At 72.9% G+C, this 26,978-nt stretch carries 3 protein-coding genes; all 3 read left to right on the top strand.

Going from position 1 to position 26,978, the window contains the following annotated elements:
• Positions 1–2,304, top strand: a 2,304-nt coding sequence (locus tag ACZ6JY_RS33410; protein ID WP_469201986.1) for a condensation domain-containing protein, incomplete at its 5' end; no start/stop codon positions are given.
• Positions 2,301–19,784, top strand: a complete 17,484-nt coding sequence (locus ACZ6JY_RS33415) for a non-ribosomal peptide synthetase (RefSeq protein WP_469201989.1) — start codon at positions 2,301–2,303, stop codon at positions 19,782–19,784. The genes ACZ6JY_RS33410 and ACZ6JY_RS33415, both read left to right, overlap by 4 nt.
• A complete protein-coding gene (locus ACZ6JY_RS33420; RefSeq protein WP_469201991.1) occupies positions 19,781–26,971 on the top strand; it encodes an amino acid adenylation domain-containing protein in 7,191 nt (2,396 codons plus the stop codon). The genes ACZ6JY_RS33415 and ACZ6JY_RS33420 overlap by 4 nt, the downstream gene beginning before the upstream one ends.
• Positions 26,972–26,978 lie beyond the last annotated feature (7 nt).

Genomic DNA, 26,978 nt, shown 5'->3' on the forward strand with positions numbered 1-26,978 from the left:
GGGCGGGCTCCGGCGGACGGGTATCTGCATCGTGCGGGTCTGACGGCGGAGCGGTTCGTCGCTGATCCTTTCGCGGCGGATGGTTCGCGGATGTACCGGACGGGTGACCTGGCCCGGCGGTTGCGTGGTGGGGGTCTGGAGTATCTGGGCCGTTCCGACCATCAGGTCAAGATCCGTGGTTTCCGTATCGAGCTGGGTGAGATCGAGGCCGCCCTCGCCCGGCATCCGGGGGTCGGCCAGTGCACCGTCGTGGTCCGTGAGGACCGGCCCGGGGACAAACGCCTCGTCGCCTACGCGGTTCCGGCCACCGGCGCCGCCGACCCGGACCCGGCCGCCTGGCGGGAACACCTCGCGCGGGAACTGCCCGGCCACATGGTGCCCACGGCGGTCATGCCGCTGGACGCCCTGCCGCTCACCCCCAACGGCAAGATCGCCCAACAGGCCCTGCCGCGCCCCGAGTACGGCGGCGGCACCGGGCGGCGCGCCCCGTCCACCCCGCGCGAGGAAGCGCTGTGCGCCCTGTTCGCCGAGGTCCTCGGCCAGGACGAGGTCGGCGCCGACGAAGGGTTCTTCGGGCTCGGCGGCGACAGCATCATGGCCATCCAGCTCGTCAGCGGGGCCCGCCGCGCCGGACTCCAGCTCTCCGTCCGCGACGTCTTCGAGTACCAGACGGTCGCGGCCCTGGCACACGCCGCGTCCGACGCCGACGGAGGGGCGGGAGACACCGAGAAGTACGTGAAGGGCACCGGCGACGTACCGCTCATGCCCATCACCCACTGGCTCGCCGAACTGGGCGGCCCGACGGACCACTTCTGCCAGTCGCAGATGGTGCGGGTGCCCGCGGGCGCCGACCCCGACACGCTGGCACGGACGCTTCAGACCGTCCTCGACCACCACGACGCCCTGCGCATGACACTCCACGTCACCGAAGGCGGTGGTGACAGCGGCGACGACGTCGGCGCCGGCGCCGCGGGCTGGCGACTGGAGGTACCCGAAGGCCCCGGCCCGCGCGCGGCCGATGTGCTGCACCGGGTCGACGTCTCCACCGTGGACGACGAGGGCATGCGGGCCCTGATCCCCCTGGAGGGAGCCGCGGCCCGCGCCCGGCTCGCACCCCGCGACGGGGTGATGGTGCAGGCTGTGTGGTTCGACGCGGGACCGCACCGGCAGGGCAGGCTCCTCCTGGTGGTGCACCACCTCGCCGTCGACGGCGTGTCCTGGCGCATCCTCCTGCCGGACCTCGCGGAGGCATGGCACGGCTGCGCCTCCGGAGGCACCCCGCACCTCCAGCCGGTGGGCACCTCGCTGCGCGGCTGGGCGCACCGGCTGACCGAACTCGCCGGCGACCGCCCCGACAACACCGAACTCGCGCTCTGGCAGGACGTCCTCGCCCCCTCGGCGCCGCCACTCGGTACACGCCCCCTGGACCCGGCGCGCGACACCTACGCGACCGCCCGCCACCTCTCGGTGACCTTGCCGCCGGATGTCACCGAGGCCGTACTGAGTTCCGTCACCGCCGCCTTCCGCGCGGGGCCCGACCAAGTGCTCCTCGCCGCGTTCACCCTCGCCATGGCCGAATGGCAGGGGACGGGCCCGCACGGCACGGGCCGCACGGCGCGGGCCGCCGCCGAGGTCCTGCTCGACCTCGAAGGGCACGGCAGGGAGGCGGACTTCGCGGGCGGCGCCGACCTGTCGCGCACCGTCGGCTGGTTCACCAGCATCCACCCCGTGCGCCTGCGGGCCGACGGCATCGACCTGTCCGACGCGTGGGCCGCCGGCCCAGCCGCGGGCGACCTCGTCAAACAGGTCAAGGAACAGCTCCGCGCCATCCCCGACCGCGGCATGGCCTACGGCCTGGCGCGCTACCTCAACCCGCGCACCGCGGGCCCGCTGGCCGCCCGCCCGCAGCCGGAGATCGGCTTCAACTACCTGGGCCGGTACACCGTGGGCACGGACCAGGACCCCGCCGACTGGACCATCGAGGCGGGCGTCGACACCGGCCCCGACCACGACCCACGCATGCCGTTGCCGCATGTGCTCGAACTGAACGCCGCCACCCGGGACACCCCCCGCGGGCCCGAACTGGCAGCCGTCTGGACCTGGGCGGCGGACCTGCTCACCGAAGACCGGGTCGAGGAACTGGCCCGCCTGTGGTTCCGGGCGCTCCAGTCCCTCGCCACACACGCCGAACGCCCCGACGCCGGCGGGCTCACCCCGTCCGACGTAGGCCTTTCGACGATCGACCAGAACGAGATCGACGAGTTCGAAGAAGAGTTGACCCAGGAGTGGGAGACGCACAAATGAGCCGACAGCCGCGGACCATCGAGGACATTCTCCCGCTCTCGCCGTTGCAGGAGGGCCTCCTCTTCCACAGCGTCTACGACCGCTCGGGCAACGACGTGTACACCGCGCAGTCGGTGTTCGAGCTGGCGGAGCCGCTGGACACCGGCGCCCTGCGGGCCGCCGTGGGCGGTCTCCTGCGCAGGCACGCCGCCCTGCGGGCCTGCTTCCGCGAGCGCAAGTCGGGCGACTGGGCGCAGTTGGTGCTGCGCGACGTCGAACCCGTATGGCAGGAGACCGACCTGAGCGGCCTGCCCGAGGCCGAGCGCACCGCCGAGGCGGACCGCATCGTCGCCGAGGACCGGATACGCCGCTTCGACCTCTCCAGGCCGCCGCTGATGCGCTGCACCCTGCTCAGGCTCGGCGGTGGGGTCTACCGCTTCCTGCTGACCAGCCACCACCTGCTGTTCGACGGCTGGTCCCAGCCCGTCCTGGCCCGCGAGCTGTTCGCCCTGTACGAGAGCCGCGGGGCCACCGACGAGCTGCCTCCCGTGCGCCCCTACCGCGACTACCTGAGCTGGCTCGCCCGGCAGGACCGCGACGAGGCCGTCCGTGCCTGGAGCGAGGCGCTCGACGGCATCACCGACGCCACCCTCGTCGCGCCCGGCGCCGACCGCGACCCCGTCGTACCCGAAGAGGTACGCCTGGAACTGACCGAGGCGGACACCACCGCCCTGTTGAACTGGGCACGGGAGAACGGCCTCACCCTGAGCACCGTCGTGCAGGGCGCCTGGGCCCTGGTGCTGAACGCCATGACCGGACGGGACGACGTCGTCACCGGCGTCACCGTCAACGGGCGCCCGCCCGAGGTGGCGGGCGTCGAGTCGATGGTCGGCCTGTTCATCAACACCGTGCCGCTGCGGCACCGCATCCGCTACGACGAGTCCCTGACCGCGATGCTGCGACGCCTCCAGAGCGAGCAGTCCCTCCTTCTCGCGCACCAGCACATCGGACTCGCCGAGATCCAGCGCCAGGCCGGCGTCGGCGAACTCTTCGACACGCTCTGCGTCTTCCAGAACTACCCCTCCAGTGGGGCGGGCCGCCGTACGTCCACGGGGTCCCTGCACGTCAACCGGGTGGACAACCGGGACGCCACGCACTACCCGCTGGCGCTGATCACCGCGCCGGGCGACCGGCTCGGCTTCCGTCTCGACCACCGCCCCGACACCTTCGACCGCACCGGAGCCGAAGCGGTGCTCGACAGGCTCGCGAAGGTGCTCGACGCACTGATCCGCGACCCCGGTCGTCGTGTGTCCGATCTCGATGTGCTGTCGGGTGAGGAGTCGCGGCGGGTGGTGGTGGAGTGGAATGCGACGGGGGCTGTGGTGCCGTCGGTTTCGTTGGCTGATCTGTTTGTGGAGCAGGTGGGCCGGACGCCTGACGCTGTGGCGTTGGTGTTCGAGGGTGTGTCGTTGTCGTATGCGGAGTTGGATGCGCGTGCGTGTGGTGTGGCGGAGTTGTTGGTGGCGCGTGGTGTGGGGGTGGGTGATCGGGTCGGGGTGATGGTGCCTCGGTCGGTGGAGCTGGTGGTGGCTTTGCTGGCGGTGCACAAGGTGGGTGGTGCGTATGTGCCGGTGGATGTGGATTATCCGGTGGAGCGGGTTCGGTATGTGGTGGGGGATGCGGCGCCGGCGTTGTTGTTGACGGTGTCGGGTGTGTCGGTGGATGTGCCGGGTGTTCCGGTGGTGTGTGTGGATGGGGTGGGTTCGGGTTCGGCCGGTGGGTTCGTGTCGCGGGCGTTGCCGGGGGGTGCGGCGTATGTGATGTATACGTCGGGTTCGACGGGGCGTCCCAAGGGTGTGGTGGTGCCGCACCGGGGCATCGTCAACCGCCTCCTGTGGCTCCAGTCCAAGGACCCCCTCACCGCCGGCGACCGGCTCCTGCAGAAGACACCCGCGGGCTTCGACGTCTCCGTCCCCGAGTTCTTCTGGCCGCTGATCACGGGCGCGACCCTGGTGGTGGCGCGGCCCGACGGGCACCGTGACCCGGCCTACCTGGCGGACGTGATCCGCCGGGAGAAGATCACCTCCGTGCACTTCGTGCCGTCGATGCTCGGCGCGTTCCTCTCCGAGCCGGCCGCGGCGGAGTGCACTTCCCTCACCCGCGTCTTCTGCAGCGGCGAGGCGTTCCCCGCCGAACTGCGCGACCGCTTCACCGACGTACTGGACGCCCGGCTGCACAACCTCTACGGCCCCACGGAAGCCTCCATCGAGGTGACGCACTTCGAGTGCACCGGCGGTGCGGGGGGTGGGGTGTCGGTGCCGATGGGTCGTCCGGTGTGGAACACGTCGGTGTTCGTGCTGGACGGTGGTCTGCGGCCGGTGGCGCCGGGTGTGGTGGGTGAGTTGTATCTGGCGGGGGTGCAGTTGGCCGATGGCTATTGGGGCCGTGCGGGGTTGAGTGCGGAGCGGTTTGTGGCGTGCCCGTTCGGGGTGGCGGGGGCGCGGATGTACCGGACCGGGGACTTGGTGCGGTGGACCGTGTCGGGTGATCTGGTCTTTGTGGGGCGTGTGGATGACCAGGTGAAGATTCGTGGTCAGCGGGTTGAGTTGGGTGAGGTTCAGGCGGTGGTGGCGGCTGCTCCGGGTGTGGGGCAGTGTGTGGTGGTCGCGCGTGAGGAAGGGGTGGGGGACTGGCGTTTGGTCGCGTATGTGGTGGCGGTCGCGGGTGGTGTGGTGGATGGGGGTGTGGTGCGTGAGTGGGTAGCGGGGAAGTTGCCGGAGGGGATGGTTCCGTCGGCGGTGGTGGTGTTGGACGGGCTGCCGGTGACGGTGAACGGGAAGCTGGATCGTCGGGCGTTGCCCGCTCCGGAGTACCGGGTGGGTGCGGGGCGGTTGCCGCGTGGTCCGCGGGAGGAGATCCTGTGTGGCTTGTTCGCGGAGGTGCTGGGTGTCGCGCGGGTGGGTGTGGATGACTCGTTCTTCGATCTGGGTGGGCATTCGCTGCTGGTGACACGGTTGGTCAGCCGGATCCGCACCGTCTTCGACGCCGAACTATCCATCCGGCAGGTGTTCGAGAGCACCACCGTCGCGCAACTGGCCGCCGTGCTCGACAGCGCCGCCGGGGCCCGGAACAAGGTCACACGGCCGGAGACGAGCCCCGACCGGCTGCCGCTCTCCCTCGCCCAGGAGCGGCTGTGGTTCCTGCACCGTTTCGAGGGACCCGCCGCCACCTACAACCTTCCGCTCGTGCTCGAACTGTCCGGACGCCTGGACCGGGAAGCGCTGCGTGCCGCGCTGGCCGACGTGGTGACACGTCACGCGCCGCTGCGCACCGTCTTCGCCGAAGACTCCGAAAGCGCCCACCAGATCGTCCGCGACGACGTCACGCCCGAGTTCACGGCCGTCCGCATCGACGCCGAGCGGCTCGACGAGGAACTCGCCCGCGCCGCACGGCACCCCTTCGACCTGACCACCGAAGCCCCCTCCCGCACCTGGCTCTTCGAGCTGCCGGACGACAGATACGTCCTGCTCTTCCTGGTGCACCACATCGCGGCCGACGGCTGGTCCGTGCGCGTCCTCAGCGACGACCTGGCCACCGCCTACACCGCCCGCTGCTCGGGAGCGGCCCCCCAGTGGGCCGAACTGCCGCTCAGCTACGCGGATTACGCGGTGTGGCAGCGGGAGGTGCTGGGGTCCGGGGACGATCCGGATTCGTTGCTGGGCGGCCAGCTGGCGTTCTGGCGTGAGGCGTTGGCGGGGCTGCCGGAGGAGCTGGTGCTGCCGGTGGACCGGCCGCGCCCTGCGGTGGCGTCGTACCGCGGTGAGCGGCTTGAGTTCGAGGTCCCGGCGGAGCTGCACGCGCGGGTGGTGGAGGTGGCGCTCCGGCATCGGGTGAGTGTGTTCATGGTGGTGCAGGCCGCTCTGGCCGTGCTGTTGTCACGATTGGGTGCGGGGACGGACGTGCCGATCGGTACGCCGGTGGCGGGGCGTACGGACGAGGCGGTGGAGCGGCTGGTGGGCTGCTTCGTGAACACGCTGGTGCTGCGCAACGACCTGTCCGGCGAGCCGACGTTCGCGGAGCTCCTGGAGCGGGTGCGGGAGACCGACCTGGCCGCCTACGCCCATCAGGACCTGCCCTTCGAACGGCTCGTGGAAGAGCTCAACCCCGAACGCTCCCTCGCCCGCCACCCCCTCTTCCAGATCATGCTGGCCTCCGCCGAAGGCGGGACCCGGGACCTGGACGGACTCCCCGGACTGACCGCCCGCCCCCGCCAAGTCGGCACCAGCACAGCGCAGTTCGACCTCTACCTCACCATCCAGGAGCGGCGCGCCGACCGGGACGCGGGCGCCCAGGGCATCGGCTGCTCCCTGGAATTCGGTACCGACCTCTACGACCTCGGTACCGCACGGTCCATGGCCGACCGCCTGCTGCGGATCCTGGGCGCGGCCACGGAAGCACCCGGGACCGCGATCACGGACTTCGACGTGCTGGAACCGGACGAGCGCGAGCGGGTCCTGTCCCACTGGAACGACACCGCGACCACCCTGCCCGCGGCGGCGCCGACCACCGGCTCGCCGAGCGAGCTGTTCGCACAGCAGGCCGCGCACACTCCCGACGCGGCCGCGGTCGAGTACGAGGGCCGTACCCTCACCTACCGCGAGCTCGACACGGCGGCCAACCGGCTGGCCCACCACCTCATCGACCACGGCTGCGGCCCCGAGCGGTACGTGGCCCTCGCGCTGCCCCGCACCGAGCAGTTGGTCGTGGCCATGCTCGCGGTGCTCAAGACCGGCGCGGCCTACCTCCCCGTCGACCCCGACTTCCCGGCCGACCGGATCGCCATGATGGTCGAGGAGGCGTCACCGGCCCTGCTCCTCACCACCTCCGAAGCCGCCGGCGCCCTCCCCGAGGAATTCTCCGACCGCGTCGTACGACTGGACGCCGACGCGACCCGGTCGGCCATCGGCGCACGTCCGGACCACGCCCCGACGGACGCCGACCGCACGGCTCCCTCGCACCCCGCCCACCCGGCATACGTCATCTACACCTCGGGCTCCACGGGCCGCCCCAAGGGCGTCGTCGTGCCACGGAGCGGACTGCTCAACTTCCTGCGGGACATGAGCCACCGGGTCGTCATGGCGGCCGGCGACCGTCTCCTCGCGGTGACCACCATCGGCTTCGACATCGCCGCCCTGGAGATCTTCGGCCCGCTGCTCAACGGTGCCACCACCGTGCTCGCCGGCACCGACACCGCACGCGACCCGGCCGCCCTGCGCGCACTGCTCGCCGACCGGAACATCACCGTCATGCAGGCCACCCCCAGCCTGTGGCACGCGATCACCGGCGACGGCGGCGCCACCGGGCTGCGCGGTGTGCGCGTCCTGACCGGGGGCGAGCCGCTCCCGGCGGACCTGGCCCGCACCCTGCGCCGGTATGCCGGCTCCGTGCTCAACCTGTACGGACCGACCGAGACCACCGTCTGGTCCGCGGCCGCCGACATCGGCGAACGCTCCGAATCCGCCCCGGACATCGGCACCCCCATCGCCAACACCCGCACCTACGTCCTCGACCGTGCCCTGCGGCCGGTGCCCCCGGGCGTCCCCGGTGAGCTGTACATCGCGGGAGCGGGCGTCGTGCGCGGCTACCTCGCCCGCCACGACCTCACGTCCGAGCGGTTCGTCGCCGACCCCTACGGCGCCCTGCACGGCGCCACCGGGTCCCGGATGTACCGCACGGGCGACCTGGCGCGCTGGACCGCCGACGGGCGGCTCCACTTCGTCGGACGCGCCGACGACCAGGTGAAACTGCGCGGGTTCCGGATCGAGCTCGGCGAGATCGAGACCGCCGTCGGCAGCCACCCGGACGTCCGCAGGGCCGCCGCGGCCGTCCGCGAGGACCGCCCGGGAGACAAGCGCCTGGTGGTCTACGTCGTCCCGGCGGACGGACGGGTCCCGCAGCCCGCGAGGCTGCGCGAGCACGCCGCCGCAGCGCTGCCGGACTACATGGTGCCCTCGGCGTTCGTGACGCTGGAGGCGCTGCCGCTCACACCGAACGGCAAGCTCGACCGCAAGGCGCTGCCCGCGCCCGCCCGGGGCGGCGGCACGGACGGCGAGGGGCGGGACCCGCGCTCGCCTCGCGAGGAGATCCTGTGCGCGCTCTTCGCCGAGGTGCTCGGCGTACCGCGCGTCACGATCGACGACGATCTCTTCGACCTCGGCGGGCACTCCCTGCTCGCCACCCGACTCATCAGCCGCATCCGCGCCACCCTCGGCGCCGAACTGCCCCTGCGGGCCCTGTTCGAGGCACCCACGGTCGCCAGGCTCGCACCGCGGCTCGACGGCGCGGACCGCGCGCGGCAGGCCGTGACGGCCGGCCCCAGGCCCGACCGGCTCCCCCTGTCGTACGCGCAGGAGCGGCTGTGGTTCCTCAACCGCTACGAGGGCCCGTCCGCGACCTACAACATGCCGCTCGCCCTGCGCCTCACGGGCCGCCTCGACGAGCAGGCACTGCGGGCCGCGCTGACCGACCTCGTCGCCCGGCACGAGCCGCTGCGCACCGTCTTCGCCGAGGACGACCACGGTCCGTTCCAGATCGTGCGGGACACCGCCCCCCTCGTTCCCGAGACCGTGTCCGTGCTCCCCGGCGAGCTGGACGAGCGGCTCGCCGAAGCCGCGGGGTACGGGTTCGACCTGGCCGCCGAAGCCCCCGTACGCGCCTGGCTGCTGCGGCTCCCCGAGCCGGCCGACGGGGCGGACCCGGAGCAGGTGCTCCTCCTGCTGGTGCACCACATCGCGGCGGACGGCTGGTCGCTGCCCGTCCTGTCCCGGGACCTGAACGCCGCCTACACCGCACGCCGCGCCGGACGGCAGCCCGACTGGCGGCCCCTGCCCGTCGGGTACGCCGACTACGCGCTGTGGCAGCGGCGGGTCATCGGTGACGGGGGCACCGCCGACGCCGCCGGGGCCACTGGCGCCGCCGATCCGGCCGACACGCCCGTCACCAGGCAGCTCGACCACTGGCGGACGGCGCTGGACGGCCTCCCCGAGGAGATCCCCCTCCCCGCGGACCGGTCGCGGCCCGCCGTCCCCACGCACCGCGGCGACCGGGTCGACTTCGCGGTTCCCCCCGCGCTCCACGCCGAACTGGCGCGACTGGCCCGGGAGAACCACTGCAGCCTGTTCATGGTGGTCCAGGCCGCCGTCGCCACCCTGCTCTCCCGCCTCGGCGGTGGCACCGACATCCCGCTGGGCAGCCCCGTCGCGGGCCGTGCCGACGAGGCCGTCGAGGACCTGGTGGGCTGCTTCGTCAACACGCTCGTGCTGCGGACCGACCTGTCCGGCGACCCGACGTTCCCCCAGCTCCTGGAGCGGGTGCGGGAGACCGACCTCGCCGCCTACGCCAACCAGGACGTGCCCTTCGAGCGTCTTGTCGAGGAGCTGAACCCGGAGCGCTCCGCGGCACGTCAGCCCCTGTTCCAGGTCCTGCTCGTCGTCGACAACGCCGTACGGGACGGCGCCGTGCGCCCGCTGCCCGGAGTCACCGCCGAGGTCCAGCGGGTCAGCACCGGCGTGGCCCGCTTCGACCTGTTGCTCTCGTTCTCCGAACGGCGCGACCAGGACGGCGCCCCGGCGGGGATGGACGCGGCGCTGGAGTTCAGCACCGACCTGTTCGACCGGGTCACGGCCGATGAGATGACCGGCCGCCTGCTGCGCCTGATGGACGCCGTCACCTCGGGCCGCGACCAGTCGGTGCACGCCATCGACGTCCTCGGGCCCGAGGAGCGCGAGCTGGTCCTCGCCAAGTGGAACGACACCGCCCGCGAGGTGCCCGCCGTCACGCTGCCCGGCCTGTTCGAGCGGCAGGCGGCGCGCACGCCCGACGCCTGTGCCGTCGTGGGGGCCGGCACCACGCTGACGTACCGGGAGCTCAACACCCGCGCCAACCGGCTCGCGCGCCACCTCATCAGCCGCGGCGCGGGCCCCGAGCGGTGTGTGGCCCTGGCGATGCCCCGGTCCGAACAGTGGATCGTCGCCCTGCTCGCGACCCTCAAGACCGGCGCCGCGTGGCTGCCCGTCGACCCGGAACTGCCCGCCGAGCGAAGGGAGTTCATGCTCGCCGACAGCCGGCCCGTCCTGGTGCTCGGGACGGACGAACCGGAACCGGCCGATGGCCCCGACCGGCCCCCGCTGCCGTCGGACGGCGACGTCACCGACGCCGAGCGCTCCACCCCGCTGCGGCCCTGCCACCCGGCGTACATCATGTACACCTCGGGCTCCACCGGCCGGCCCAAGGCCGTCGTCATGCCTGCCGAGGCCCTGGTGAACCTGCTGGACTGGCACAGCGCCACCCTGCCCGGCGGACAGGGCACCGTCACCGCGCAGTTCACCGCGATCAGCTTCGACGTGTCCGCGCAGGAGATCCTCTCCACGCTCATGTACGGCAAGACACTCGCCCTCTGCCCCGAGGACGTGCGCCGCGACCCCGACGCGCTGGCCGCCTGGCTCGACCGGCACCGGGTGGCGGAGCTGTACGCGCCGAACCTGGTGGTGGACGCCGTCTGCCGGGCCGCCGACGAGCAGGGGCTCGCACTGCCCGCGCTGCGCCACATCGCCCAGGCGGGTGAGGCCCTCACACCGGGCGGCGCCATCCAGGGCTTCCACGCCCGCAGGCCGGGCCACCGGCTGCACAACCACTACGGCCCGACCGAGACCCATGTCGTCACCGCGCACACCATGCCGGACGACCCCGCGGGATGGCCCGGTTCAGCCCCCATCGGGCGCCCGGTCGGCAACACCCGCGCCTACGTCCTCGACAGCCGGCTGCGCCCGGTCCCGGTCGGCACCGCGGGTGAACTCCACATCGCGGGCACCGGTCTGGCCCGCGGCTACTGGGACCGCCCGTCCCTGACCGCCGAGCGGTTCGTCGCCTGCCCCTTCGGCGGGCCGGGCGAGCGGATGTACCGCACCGGTGACCTGGCGCGGTGGAACCGCGACGGGGAGCTGGAATACCTGGGACGCGCCGACGAACAGGTGAAGATCCGTGGCTTCCGCGTCGAGCCCGGCGAGGTCGAGGCACGCCTGGGAAGCCACCCGGACGTCGCCCGCGCCGCCGTGCTCGTGCGCGAGGACACCCCGGGGGACAAGCGGCTCGTCGCCTACGTCGTACCGGTGGACGGAGCGGCCCCTGACCCCGAGGCCCTGCGGGCGCACGCGGCGGACACCCTGCCCGAGTACATGGTGCCGTCCGCGGTCCTCGCCCTGGCCGCGCTGCCCCTGACACCCAACGGCAAGCTGGACCGGCGGGCACTGCCCGTACCGCGGTACGGACCCGACAGCGGCGGGCGCGCCCCGCGCTCCCCGCGCGAGGAACTCCTGTGCGGCCTGTTCGCCGAGGTCCTGGGCACGGCGGAGGTCTCCATAGACGACGACTTCTTCGCCCTGGGCGGCCACTCCCTGCTCGTCACCCGGCTCGTCAACCGCGTCCGCGCCACCCTGTCGGCCGAGATCTCGGTACGGCAGGTCTTCGAGTCGCCCACGGTCGCGGCCCTCGGCACCGCCCTCGACGGCGCTGAGCGGGGCCGGACCCCGGTCACCGCCGCCACCCCGCGCCCGGCGCGCCTGCCGCTGTCGTTCGCCCAGCAGCGGCTGTGGTTCCTCGAACGCCTCCAGGGCCCGAGCCCCACCTACACCATGCCCGCGGCGGTACGGATCTCGGGCCGGATCGACACCGGCGCGCTCCGCCAGGCGCTCGCCGACACCGTGGCACGGCACGAGGCGCTGCGCACCGTCTACGCCGAGGACGCCGAAGGACCGCACCAGGTGGTGCTCGACCCCGGAACGGAACCCGAGCTGCACACGGTGGCCACCACCGGGGACGAGCTGGACCGGCGCGTCGCCGAGGCCGCGCGGCGCCCCTTCGACATCCGCTCCGGGCTCCCCGTGCGCTGGCACCTGTTCACCCTCGCCGAGGACGACCACGTCCTGCTGATGCTGATGCACCACATCGCGGGCGACGGCTGGTCGATGCCGCTCGTCGGACGGGACATCGGCGCCGCCTACGCCGCGCGGTGCGCGGGGGAGCGGCCGGACCTGCCGCCGCTGCCCGTGCAGTACGCGGACTACGCCCTGTGGCAGCGCGCGGCACTCGGCGATGAGGGCGACCCCGACAGCGTGCGGGCACGTCAGCTCGACCACTGGCGGGAGACGCTGAGCGGCAGCCCGCAGGAGCTGACGCTGCCCACCGACAGGCCGCGCCCCGCGACCGCCAGCCACCGGGGCGACCTGGTCGGCTTCGAGATACCCGCCGGGCTGTACGCGCGGCTTCGGCTCCTGGCCCAGGAGACCCGCTCCAGCCTCTTCATGGTTCTTCAGGCCGGACTCGCCGCCCTGCTGACCCGGCTCGGCGCGGGAACGGACATCCCGCTCGGCGCCCCCGCGGCGGGCCGTACCGATGACGCGGTGGGCGAGGTGGTCGGCGTCTTCGTCACCACGCTCGTCCTGCGCACGGACACCTCGGGCGACCCCACCTTCGCCGAGCTGATCGAGCGGGTACGCAGGACCGACCTGGCCGCCTACGCCAACCAGGACGTCCCCTTCGAACGCCTGGTGGAGGTGCTCGCCCCCGAACGGTCCCTCTCCCGCAACCCGCTCTTCCAGGTGGCGCTGGCACTCAACAACACGGCGAGGACGGGTGTCTCCGAGGCGCTGGCGCTGTCCGGCACCGACGTCGCCCCGTACGAGGTGAGCACGGCCACGGCCAAGGTCGACCTCGCGTTCGCCCTCCACGAGCGGCCCGGGGCGCATCAGGACGGACTGCACGGCGTCCTGGAGTACAGCACCGACCTGTTCGACAGGGACACGGTGGCGGAGCTGGCCGAGCGCTTCGTGCGCCTGCTGGAATCGGCGTCCGCCGACCCCGGCCGGCGCATCGGCGAGGCCGAGGTGCTCGACGCCGCGGAACGGCACCGCGTTCTTGAGCGGTGGAGCACGACGGGTGACGCCCTGCCGCCGCGCACCCTGCGGGCCATGTTCGAGGAGCGGGCCGCCCGCACGCCGGAGCACATCGCCGTGGAGAGCGGCGGACAGCGCCTCACCTACGCGGAGCTGAACGCGCGGGCCAACCGTCTCGCCCGCGTCCTGGCCGCGGCGGGAGCGGGCCCCGAGAGCCTGGTGGCACTGGTCCTGCCGCGCGGCGAGACATGGGTGGTGGCGATGCTCGCCGCCGTCAAGGCCGGGGCCGCGTGGGTGCCGGTCGACCCCGCCTACCCGGCCGACCGCATCGCGTACATGATCGATGACGCCGCGCCGGTCCTGGTGCTCGCCGACGCCGGCACCCGGGGCGCGGCGGAGTCGGCCCTCGGCGCCGCCGCGACCGGGCGGCTCGTCGACCTCGACGCACCGACGGTGCGCGAGCGCATCGCCGCGTCGGCGGACACCGACCCGGCGGAAGGCGACCGGAGCGTGGGCGTGGCGCGCCCGGACAACACCGCGTACGTCATCTACACCTCGGGCTCCACCGGCCGCCCCAAGGGCGTGGCGGTCTCCCACCGCGGCCTCAACTCGCTGCTCACCAGCCACATCGAGAACCTGGCGATGGACACGTCGAGCCGGGTGCTGCAACTGATGTCGCTCAGCTTCGACGCCGCCGTGGCCGACGTCACCCAGGCGCTGGTCTCCGGGGCGACGCTGGTGCTCGGGCCCGCCGACGTCAGGCTCACCGGTGACGAACTCGCGGATCTGATGACCGGGCGGGCCGCCACCCACGTACTGCTGCCGCCGCCGCTCCTCGCCACCGTGCCCGAGGAGCGCGCCACGACCCTGCGGACCGTCATGACCGGCGGCGACGCCTTCGGACCCGAGCTGGCCCGGCGCTGGACCCGCGGCGGGCGCAGGGTCATCGACGCCTACGGCCCGACCGAGGCCACGGTCACCGCGACCATGAGCGCGCCCCTCGCCGAGGGCGAGGCACCGCACATCGGCCGGCCGGTGGCGGGCACCCGGGTGTACGTCCTCGACCAGGGGCTGCGTCCGGTGCCCGCGGGCGTCGGCGGCGAGCTGTACATCGGCGGCGCCGGCCTGGCCCGCGGCTATGTGCGGCGAGCCGCGCTGACCGCGGAGCGTTTCGTGGCCTGCCCGTTCGGCGGGCCGGGGGAGCGCATGTACCGCACGGGCGACCTGGTGCGCTGGCGCCGCGACGGCACGCTGGAGTTCCTGGGCCGGGCCGACGACCAGGTCAAGATCCGCGGTGTCCGTGTCGAGCCGGGCGAGATCCGGGCCGCCGTCGCGGACCTGCCCGGCGTCGCGCGGGCCGAGGTGGTGGTGCGCGAGGACCGCCCCGGCGACCGGCGCCTCGTCGCCTACGTGGTCCCGGCGGACGGTGCGTCGCCGACCCCTTCGGCGCTCCGCGCCGGCCTGGCCCTGACGCTCCCCGGCCATCTGCTGCCCTCGGCGTTCGTGCTCCTCGACGCCGTGCCGCTGACCCCCAACGGCAAGCTCGACCGGGAGGCGCTCCCGGTACCCGAGCACACCGCCGAGGGCCCGCGGCGGGAACCGCGCACCCCGCGCGAGGAGATCCTGTGCGCTCTCTTCGCCGAAGTGCTCGGTGTGCGGCAGGTGTCCGTCGACGACTCGTTCTTCGACCTCGGCGGACACTCGCTCCTCGCCACCCGGCTCGCCGGCCGCATCCGGACCGTCCTGCGCACCGAGGTCGGCGTCCGCACCCTCTTCGACTCCCCGACCGTCGCCGGGCTCGCCGCCGCACTCGACGGCGGCACCGGCACCCGCGCCCCCGTCACGGCGGGTCCCCGGCCGGACCGCACCCCCCTGTCGTACGGCCAGCAGCGGCTGTGGTTCCTCAACCGCTTCGAGGGGCCCAGCGCCGGCTACAACATGCCGCTGTCCCTGCGGCTGTCGGGACCGCTGGACCGTGCGGCCCTGGCCGACGCGCTGCACTCCGTCGTGGTCAGGCACGAGCCGCTGCGCACCGCCTTCGGCGAGGACGACCAGGGCGCCTTCCAGCGGGTGCTGGACGCGGACGAGGCGGACATCCGGCTCGCCGTGCTGCCCGTCACCGAGGAGGAACTGGACGACAGGCTGGCGGCGGCGGCCCGGCACCCGTTCGACCTGAGCACCGAACTGCCCCTGCGGGCAACGCTGTTCGCGCTCGCCGAGGACGAGCATGTCCTGCTGCTGCTGATGCACCACATCGCCGCGGACGGCTGGTCGATCCCGCTGCTCGCCCGCGATCTGACCCGCGCCTACACCGCCCGGCTCAAGGGGGAGGAGCCCGACGCGACCGGCCTCCCGGTGACGTACACCGACTACACGCGCTGGCAGCGGGAGCTGCTCGGCTCCCAGGACGACCCGGACAGCGAGATCGGCGCCCAGCTCGCGTACTGGACCCGGGTGCTGCGCGGGCTGCCGGAAGAGCTCGCCCTGCCCACCGACCGCCCCAGGCCCGCCTCTCCCTCCTACCGGGGGGACCGCTTCGAGATCACCGTCCCCGACGCGCTGCACGCCCGGCTCAGAGAGGTCGCCCAGGCACACGACGCCAGCGTCTTCATCGTGCTCCAGGCGGCCCTGGCCACCCTGCTGTACCGCATCGGCGGCGGCACCGACATCCCGGTGGGCTCCCCCATCGCGGGGCGCACCGACGAGGCGCTCGACGACCTCGTGGGATTCTTCGTCAACACCCTGGTGCTGCGCACGGACGTCTCGGGCGGCCCCAGCTTCGCCGAGCTCGTCGAACGGGTCCGCGAGACCGTCCTGAGCGCCTACGCCCACCAGGACGTGCCCTTCGAACGGCTGGTGGACGCCCTCAGCCCGGAGCGCACCCTGGCCCGGCACCCGCTCTTCCAGGTGGTGCTCTCGCTCAACAACACCGACCCGGTGCCGCCCGGCGCCGATGCGGGGAGCCACGGCCTGCGAGTCACCGCACACCCCGTGGGGACCGGCACCTCGGGCTTCGACCTCCTCTTCGGTTTCGGCGAGGTCCCCGCAAGGGACGGCGCCCCGGGCGGCATGTACTGCTCGGTGGAGTACAGCACCGACCTCTTCGACGAGGGCACCGTACGGGCCGTCGCCGACCGCTATTTGCGGCTCCTCGACGCCGTGACGAGTGACCCGGAACTCTCCGTCGACCTGGTCGACGTCCTGGAACCGGCCGAACGCGAACTCGTCCTCGGCGCCTGGAACGACACCGCACGTGAGCTGCCGCGGGAGACCTGGCCGAGCCTGTTCGAGGCACAGGCGCAGCGCACACCGCACGGCACCGCCGTCGAGTACGAGGGCACGGCGGTGACGTACGGGGAACTCAACGCACGGGCGAACCGGCTCGCACACCACCTCATCGACCTGGGCGTGGGACCCGAGCAGTTCGTGGCCGTGGCACTGCCCCGCACCGACGAACTCGTCGTCGCGCTGGTCGCCCTCCTCAAGGCGGGCGCGGCCTATCTGCCCATCGACCCCAACTACCCCTCCGACCGCATCGCGTACATGCTCGGCGAGGCCCGCCCCGCGCTGTTCGTGACCACCGCTCAGACGGCCGCCACCCTGCCCGCCGGCGACGCACCACGACTGCTGCTCGACGACCCGGCGACGCGTTCCGCCGTCGCCGCGCGGCCCGCCCACGACCCGGCGGACACCGACCGGTCGGCGCCGCTGCGGCTCGAAGGCGCCGCCTACGCGATCTACACCTCCGGCTCGACCGGCCGCCCCAAGGGCGTGGTCGTGCCCCACACGGGCCTGGCATCGCTCGCGGCCGCCCACGCCGAGAAACTGGCCCTGGACGACGCGAGCCGGGTGCTCCAACTCGTCTCGCCCAACTTCGACGCCGCCATCGGCGACTACGTGATGACGCTGCTCACGGGGGCCACCATGGTCCTCGGACCGGTGTCGGGGCTTGTCGGGGGCGACGAACTGGCCGACCTGGTCACCCGGGCGCGGGTGACGCACACGGCGCTCCCGCCGACGCTCCTCGCCACCCTCGACCCCGAGCGGGCACCCACGCTGCGCGGAGTGCTGATGGGCGGCGAGTCGTTCTCCGCCGAACTGGCCCAGCGCTGGTCACAGGCGGGGGTACGGGTCATCAACGTCTACGGCGCCACGGAGTCGACCGTACTCACCACCATGAGTGACCCGCTGCGGGGTGACACCGTGCCGGACGCCGGAGGCCCCATCCCCAACGACCGCCTCTACGTCCTGGACAGTGCACTCAACCCGGTGCCGCCGGGTGTCACGGGCGAGGCGTACCTCGCGGGCGAGGGGGTGGCAAGGGGCTATCTGAACCGGCCCGGCCTCAGCGCCGAACGGTTCGTCGCCGACCCGTTCGGCCCCCGGGGCGCCCGCATGTACCGCACGGGCGACCTGGTGCGCTGGACCTCCGACGGCTCGGTGGTGTTCGTCGGCCGCGCCGACGAGCAGGTCAAGATCCGCGGGTTCCGCGTCGAACTCAGCGAGATCGAAGCGGTACTGGCTCAGCACACCTCGGTCGCCCAGGGCATGGTGACGGTGCGCGAGGACCGCTCCGGCGACCGACGCCTGGTGGCCTACCTCGTGGGAGCCGCGGGCGAGGTCGACCCGGGCGAGATCCGCGCCCACCTCACCCGCAGCCTGCCCGACTACATGATCCCGGCCGCGCTGATCGGCATCGAGGAGTTTCCGCTCACCCCCAACGGCAAGCTCGACCGCACGGCGCTGCCCGCGCCCGACTTCGGCACCGGATCACCGGGCGGGGCAGAGCCGGGCAACGAGCGCGAGCGGCTGCTGTGCGAGCTGATCGCCGACGTCCTCGGCCTCGAAGAGATCGGTGCCGACCAGGAGTTCTTCGCGCTGGGCGGCGACAGCATCATGTCCATCCAGCTGGCCAGCCGGGCCCGCAGGCGGGGCCTCGTCATCTCGGCGAAGGACGTCTTCGAGCACAAGACCGCCGCCGCGCTCGCCCGCGTCGCCACCGAGACCGACGGCGCGAGCGTCGAGGAGGAGGGCGCGGGCGTCGGGCCCCTCCCGCTGACACCGATCATGCACTGGTTCGCCGAACTCGGCGGGCCCGTCGACGAGCTCCACCAGTGGCGGGTGCTCCAGGCACCGGACGGCTGCGACCAGGAGCGTCTGACGGCCACCGTGCAGGCCCTGCTCGACCACCACGACGCCCTGCGGCTGCGCCTCACCGTCGACCCCGGCGGGCCGCGGGAGGGCGACGGCGCGGGCGAGGGCTGGCGGCTGGAGGTCAGCGGCCCCGGCACCGTCCCGGCCGGCCCCATGGTGCGGCGCGTCGACTGCGCGGGCATGGACGAGGACGCCTGCCTCAAACTGATGGTCGAGCACGCGCACGCCGCGCGGGAGCGGCTGTCCCTCGAAGCGGGCAGCCTCGTACAGGCCGTGTGGTTCGACCGGGGAGCGGAAGAGGCCGGCCGGATCTTCCTGAGCGTCCACCACATCGCCGTCGACGGAGTGTCCTGGCGCATTCTGCTGCCGGACATCGAAGAGGTGTGGCAGGCGGTGGCCGCCGGTGAGGAGCCCGCGCTCCAGCCGGTCGGCACGTCCCTGCGCGGCTGGGCCCTGCGGCTGGCCGACTGGGCGCAGCACCCGGCACGGGAGACGGAACTCGCCCACTGGCAGGAGGTCCTGTCCCACGACGAACCGCTCATCGGGAAGCGGCCGCTCGACCCGGAGCGCGACGTGAACGAGCGCGGCGCGACGCTCGCCCGCACGCTCTCGCCCGACCTCACCCAAGCGGTACTGACCACCGTTCCCGAGACGTTCCGCACCGGTGTCGACGAAGTCCTCCTCACCGCGCTGGCCATGGCCGTCGCCGAACTGCGGGGCGACGGCACCACCGGAGTCCTGGTGGACCTGGAAGGCCACGGCCGCGAGGAACAGACCCTGCCGGGCACCGAACTGTCCCGGACCGTCGGCTGGTTCACCAACATGTACCCGGTGCGCCTGGACACCGGCGTCTACGACCACGCAGAGGCGCTGGCCGCCGGGCCCGCCGCGGGCCAGGTGCTCAAGCGGATCAAGGAGCAGTTGCGCGCCGTACCGGAGAACGGGATCGGCTACGGCGCGCTGCGCCACCTCAACCCCCGCACGGCGCGCAGACTCGCCGGACGGCCCGGGGCCCAGATCGGCTTCAACTACCTGGGCCGGTTCACCGAGACGGAGACCACCGAGGGCACGACCGACTGGTCGGTCCTCGCCGACCTCAGCGGAGTCGGCGGTCAGGCGCCCGGAATGCGGCTGCCGCACGCCGTCGACCTGGCGGCCGTGACCCGGGACGGCGCGAACGGACCCGAGCTGACGGCCCACTGGCTCTACGCGAAGCACGTGCTCTCCCAGGAGGAGGTCCGCCGCCTCGCCGACGCGTGGTTCAGAGCGCTCGAGGCACTGGTGGAGCACGCCCGCCGACCGGCCACCGGCGGATACACCCCCTCGGACATGCCTCTGGTGGAGCTGAGCCAGAGCGAAATCGATCTGCTGGAAGGCGACTGGAGGATGTCGGAATGAGTCAGCCCGGGCTGGAGGAAATCCTGCCGCTGTCACCGCTGCAGGAAGGGATCTTCTTCCACAGCGTGTACGACGAGACGGCACCGGACCTGTACGCGGTGCAACTCGTCGTCGATCTGGAGGGGCCGCTGGACCGCGTGGCCCTCAGGGCGGCGGCGGACGGCCTGCTGCGCCGCCACGCGAACCTGCGTGCGAGCTTCCGCTACGAAGGGGTCAACCGCCCGCTCCAGATCATCCACCGCGAGGTGCCGGTGCCCTGGAGGGACGTGGACCTCACCCCGCTGAAGGAGGAGGACCGCGCGGCCGAGGCCGACCGCGTCGTCACCGAGGACCGGGCCCAGCGCCTCGATCCGGCCAAGCCGCCCCTGATGCGCTTCACGCTCGTCCGCATCGACGACGACCGTCACCGCTTCCTGCTGACGTTCCATCACATACTGCTCGACGGCTGGTCGCTGCCGGTCCTGTGGCGTGAGCTGTTCGCCCTCTACGGCAGCAAGGGCGACCCGTCGAAGCTGCCGCACGTCCGCCCGTACCGCGACTACCTCGCCTGGCTCCAGGGCCAGGACCGGGTCGCCGCGGAGAACGCCTGGCGGGAGGCGCTGGCGGACCTGGAGGGACCGACGCTGGTCGCGCCCGGCGCGGGCTCGGGGTCGAAGGTGCCCGGGCAGATCAACGTACGGCTGTCCCGGGAGGTGACCGAGCGGCTCACCGACTGGGCCCGCGACGAGGGCCTGACCATGGGCACCGTCCTCCAGGGCGTCTGGGCGGTGGTGCTCTCCCGCCTCACCGGACGCGACGACGTGGTGGCAGGCGTCACCGTCTCGGGACGGCCGTCCGAGATCGACGGCATCGAGGGCATGATCGGCCTGTTCATCAACACGGTGCCCATGCGGGCCAGGCTGCGGCCGGCCGAACCGATGGCCGCGTTCCTGCGGCGGCTCCAGGAGGCGCAGACCCGCCTGCTGCCGCACCAGCACATCGGCCTCGCCGACATCAGCAGAGCCGTCGGGGCCGAGGGCCGCGGCGGACTCTTCGACACCCTCACCGTCTTCGAGAACTACCCCGGAGGCGGCGGTGGGGGAGCGTCGTCCGCGGCCCTGAAGGTGACCCGGGTCGACAGCCAGGACGCCAACCACTATCCGTTGTCGCTCATCGGCGCACCGGGCGAGCGCATCTGGCTGCGCCTGGACCACCGCCCCGACCTGTACGACGAGACCGCGGCGCGGCAGATCATGGACCGGGCCGTACGGGCCCTCGAAGCGGTGGCGGCCGCCCCGGAGAGCCCGGTCGCCCGGATCACCGCCGCGTGCGAGCCGGGCGGCGGCACGCTTCCCCCCGGCCTGGCCGGAGCCGAGCGGGCCGTACCCGACGCTCCGCTCGCCCGGCTCTTCCGGGACCAGGTCCTGCGGGTGCCGGACGCCCCGGCCCTGGTCCACGACGGCGGCGAGGTCACCTACGCCGAGCTCGACGAGCGCGCCAACCGGCTCGCGCACCACCTGATCGACGAGGGCGTGCGCCCCGACTCACCGGTCGTGCTCCTGCTGGACCGCTCGCCCGAGGTCCCCGTCGCGGTGCTGGGCGTCCTCAAGGCGGGCGGCCACTACGTGCCCCTGCACCACAGCTACCCGCTGGAGCGGATGAGGCAGGCCGTCGCCGACGTGGGGGCGCAGGTGGTGGTCACCGACCTGGCCACGGCCCCGCGCGCCGGAGAGCTCGGCCTGCGCACGGTCGTCGTGGACGCGCCGGGCGGCCGGGAGTGGCCGTCCACCGACCCCGGCGTGCCCGTGAGCGCGGACCAGGCGGCGTACACGATGTTCACCTCCGGCTCCACCGGCAGGCCCAAGGGCGTGGTGGTGACCCAGCGAGGCGTCGCCGAACTCGCCCTCGACGCCCGCTGGCGAGGCGGCGCCCACGAGCGGGTCCTGATGAACGCGACGCTCGCCTTCGACGCCTCCACCTACGAGCTGTGGGTACCGCTCCTGGCCGGACACCGGATCGTCGTCGTCCCGCCGGGCGAGGTGGACGTGGACGCCGTGGAGCGGACCGTCACCCGGCACCGGGTCACCGGCGCCCTGCTGACCACCGCGCTGTTCAACCTCCTTGCGGAGGAACGCCCCGGCGTCTTCGCCGGTATGCGCGACATCACCACGGGCGGCGACGCGGCCTCGGCCGAGGCGTTCCGCAGGGTCCTCGAACACTGCCCGGGCGTCACCGTGTCGAACCTGTACGGTCCGACCGAGATCACCATGAACGCCACCCACCACGCCGTCACCGACGCCGGTTCGCTCGGGTCCGTGGTCCCCATCGGCGGCCCCATGGACAACACCCGGCTGTACGTCCTGGACGCGAACCTGCTGCCCGTGCCCGACGGCGTGCCGGGGGAGCTGCACGTCGCGGGCGCCGGCCTGGCGCGCGGCTACGCGGGCCGCACGGCCCTGACCGCGGAGCGGTTCGTCGCCGACCCGTTCGGGCCGCCGGGCTCGCGGATGTACCGCACCGGCGACCTGGTGCGCCGCACCCCGGACGGCGTCCTGGAGTTCGCGGGGCGCGCCGACCACCAGGTCAAGATCCGCGGCTTCCGGATCGAACCGGGCGAGGTGGAAGACACCGTCACCAGGCACCCGTCGGTCGGCCAGAGTGTGGTCCTGCCGCGCCTGGACAGGGCCGGCGAGAAGCGCCTGGTGGCCTACGTGGTGCCCGCGGCCGGTGGCGAGGACACCATCGACGTCGAGGAACTGCGCGCGCACACCGCGCAGACCCTGCCCGGCTACATGGTGCCCACCGCGTTCGTACCGCTCCTCTCGCTGCCCGTCCTGCCCAACGGCAAGGTGAACCGCAAGGCCCTCCCCGAACCCGACTGGGACACCGCTGTGCTCGGCCGCGGCCCGCGCGGCCCCCGCGAGGAGATCCTGTGCGGCCTCTTCGCCGAGGTGCTCGGAGTCGCCAGGGTCGGCATCGACGAGGACCTCTTCGAGCTCGGCGGGAACTCGCTCATGGCCACCCGCCTGGTGAGCCGCATCCGGTCCACGCTCAAGACCGAACTCGCCATCCGCGAACTGTTCGAGGCGCCGACGGTGGCGGCGCTCTCCGAGGTCCTCGACCGCACCGGAGGTGTCCGCACCGGCATCCTGCCCGCCGCACCGCGTCCGGCGCGCGTCCCGCTGTCCTTCGCCCAGCAGCGCCTCTGGTTCCTGCACAAGGTGGAGGGGGCCAGTCCGACGTACAACCTCCCCGTGCCGCTGCGGCTGAGCGGCCGGCTCGACGACGCCGCCCTGAGTGCCGCGCTCGCCGATGTCGTGGCCCGCCACGAGCCCCTGCGCACCGTGTTCGCCGAGGACGCCACGGGCCCGTACCAGAAGGTGCTGCCCGTCGCGCCCGTCGGCGTGGAGACCGTGCCGACCACCGAGGAGCGGCTGCGCGGCCTGCTCGACGAGGCCGTGGAGCACCGCTTCGAGCTGAGCGGTGAACGGCCCCTGAAGGTATGGCTGTTCCGGCTGTCGGAGACCGAGCACGTCCTGCTGCTGCTCATGCACCACATCGCCGCCGACGGCTGGTCGATGCCGCTGCTGCGGCGCGATCTGACCGTGGCCTACGCCGCGCGCGTCGCGGGCCGTGCCCCGGAGTGGCAGCCCCTGCCGGTGAACTACGGCGACTACGCCGTCTGGCAGCGGGAGATGCTGGGCTCGGAGGACGTCCCCGACTCGGCCATGTCCCGCCAGCTGGCCCACTGGAGAGAGCAGCTCGACGGTCTGCCGGAGGAGCTCGCGCTGCCCGCCGACCGCGAGCGCCCGCGCGTGTCGAGCGGCGACGGCGGCATGCTGATCTTCGACGTGCCCGAGCGCACGCACAGCGGCCTCGCGCGGCTCGCCCGCGACACCCGCTCCACGATGTTCATGGTCGTCCAGGCCGGACTCGCCGGACTGCTGTCCCGGCTCGGCGCCGGAACCGACATCCCCATCGGCACCCCCATCGCGGGGCGCACCGACGACGCCATCGGGGAACTCGTCGGCTTCTTCGTCAACACCCTCGTCCTGCGCACCGACGTGTCGGGCGACCCCACCTTCAAGGAACTCGTCACCCGGGCCCGCGACACCGACCTGGCCGCCTACGCGCACCAGGACATCCCCTTCGAGCGGCTCGTCGAGGTGCTCAACCCGGAGAGGTCGCTGTCCCGCCACCCGCTCTTCCAGGTCCAGCTCTCCTTCAACAACAACGACCAGCAGGCCGCCGCGAGCGTGCAGGGCCGGCTGCCGGGGCTGACCGTCACCAACGAACCGGTCACCGTCAACACGGCCAAGTTCGACCTGCTGTTCTCCTTCGCCGAGCGGCGCGGCGCCGACGGCACACCCGCCGGAATGCAGGCGTCGTTGGAGTACAGCCGCGACCTGTTCGACGACAGCACCGCCCGGTCCCTCGTGGACAGCCTGCTCAGAATCCTCGACATCGCCGTGGAGAACCCCGCCGCGCGGGTGCGGCGCATCGACGTGCTCTCCGCCGAGGAGCGCGACCAGGTCCTCACCGGGTGGAACGACACCGGGGGCGAGCGGCCGTGGCGGAGCCTGCCTGAGCTGTTCCAGCGGCGGGCCGCGCTCGTCCCCGACACCCCCGCCGTGGTGTGCGAGGAGGTGGCCCACGACGGCACCCCGGGGCAAGTGGAGCGGCTCACCTACGCCGAGCTGAACGCGCGCGCCAACCGGATCGCCCGGCTGCTCATCGACCTGGGTGTCGGGCCCGAGACCTACGTGGCCGTGGCCATGCCCCGCTCCCCGCTCCTGGTCACCGCCGTATGGGCGATCCTGAAGACCGGCGCCGCGTACGTGCCGGTCGACCCCGCCCAGCCGGCCGAACGCATCGCCTACATGCTCTCCGACGCCGAACCCACCGTGGTGCTCACCACCGTGGCGCTCGCGCACCTCCTGCCCGGCGAACCCACCGACCACCTGCTGCTCGACGACCCGGCCGTCCTCGACACGTTCGCCGCCTACCCGGACACCGACGTCACCGACGCCGAACGCCCGCCGCTGCTGCCCGACCACCCCCTGTACGTCATCTACACGTCGGGCTCCACCGGCCTGCCCAAGCCCGTCGTCATGCGGGCCTGCGGTCCGGCGAACCTGATCGCCTGGCAGGACGCGCTGCTGCCGCGGAACAGGATCACCGCTCAGTTCGCCCCCATAGGCTTCGACGTGTCCGTCCAGGAGATCCTCTCCGCGCTGGTGTACGGCAAGACGCTGGTGCAGTGCCCCGAAGACGTACGGCGCGACTCCGAACGCCTGGTGGCCTGGCTCGACCGCCACGAGGTGCAGGAGCTCTTCGCGCCCAGCCTCGTCGTGGAGGCGGTCAGCGACGCGGCCCTCGAACGCGGCATGGACCTCCCCGCGCTCCGCGACATCGTGCAGGCCGGGGAGGCGCTCATCCCCAGCGAGTCCGTGCGGGCCTTCCACGCGCGCGCGGCGGGCCGCCGCATGCACAACCAGTACGGTCCCGCCGAGACCCATGTGATGACGGGCTGGGTCCTGCCGGAGGACGCCGCGCAGTGGCACCCCGTCCCCACGATGGGCGGGCCCATCGCGGGCGCCAGGCTGTACGTGCTCGACGAGGCGCTCCGCCCGGTCGCGGCAGGCCGCTCCGGCGAGCTGTACCTCGCGGGAAGCGGTGTGGGCCGCGGCTACCTCAACCGTCCGGGCATGACGGCCGAGCGCTTCGTCGCCGACCCGTTCGGCCCGCCGGGCGGGCGCATGTACCGGACGGGGGACGTGGTCCGCTGGACGCCCGAGGGCCAGGTCCGCTACGTGGGCCGCGCCGACTTCCAGGTGAAGATCCGCGGATTCCGCGTCGAACCGGGCGAGGTGGAGGGCGTACTGGCCCGGCACCCGGCCGTGGCCAAGGCGGTGGTCCTGGCCCGCGACGAAGGCCGGGGCGAGAAGCGCCTCGTCGCCTACGTGGTGCCGGACGAGCCGGCGCGGGAAGCCGGAGCGGACACCGGCGAGGAGGAACTCGCCGCGCACGTCAGGCAGAGCCTGCCGGACTACATGGTCCCCTCGGCCTTCGTGACCGTCGACGCGTTCCCGCTGACCCGCAACGGAAAGCTGGACCGCCGCGCACTGCCCGCGCCGGGGCTGCGGCCCGCTTCCCTCGTCCACCCCCGCACGCCCGAGGAGAAGGTGCTCGCCGACCTCTTCGCCGAACTGCTCGGCGTACCCGCGGTCGGCATCCACGACGACTTCTTCCGGCTCGGCGGCCACTCCTTCCTGGCGACCAGGCTCGTGCGCCGCGTGCAGTCGGACCTCGGGGTGGAGATCTCCGTACGTACGGTCTTCGAAGCGCCGACCGCGGCCGGGCTCGCCCGCGAACTGGGCTCCGACACCTCGCGTGACCCGCTGGCCGCGCTGCTGCCGCTGCGCCCCAGAGGAGAGCGTCCCGCTCTGTTCTGCGTCCACCCGGGCTCGGGCACGAGCTGGTCCTTCGCCGGTCTCCTCACGCACCTGGACACCGACCAGCCCGTCTACGGGCTCCAGGCCAGGGGGCTGACCGAGCCCGACGAGATGCCGGGCACGATCAAGGAGATGGCCGCCGACTACATCGAGCGGATGCGCACCGTACAGCCGACCGGGCCCTACGCGGTCCTCGGCTGGTCGTTCGGCGGCCTGGTCGCGCACGCGATCGCCGTCCAACTGGAGGAGATGGGCGAGGAGGTGAGCGTACTCGGCATCATGGACACCTTCCCGCCCGACCTGGAGGCCGAGGCACCCGACTGGTCCGACGAGGAGATCATCGCGCCGCTGCTGGCGTCCGGCTTCGACTTCGACCTGACGCAGCTCGCCGAGGACCGCGAAGCCGTCCTGGGCCGCTACGCGGCCTACCTCGACGAGGAGAACAACCGGCTGGCCGCGCTGGGCGAGGCGGGTCTGGTGAAGAGCATGAACGCCTATGTCCACAACAACCGCCTGATGCGGACGTTCGATCCGGGCGTCTTCGGCGGGGATCTGCTGTTCTTCACCGCGGCCCGTCCCACCCCCGGGATCAGCCACCCCGACGAGGTGCGCGAGAGGCTGGTGCCCGAGTCATGGCGGCCCTACGTCAAGGGCACCATCACCGACCACGTGGTGGACACCACGCACGGCGGGATGCTCGCCGACACCGAAGCCGTCGCCGCCATCGGCAGGGCACTCGCCCGGGAGCTGTGAAAGACAC

Source organism: Streptomyces sp. NPDC046335 (assembly GCF_055587985.1).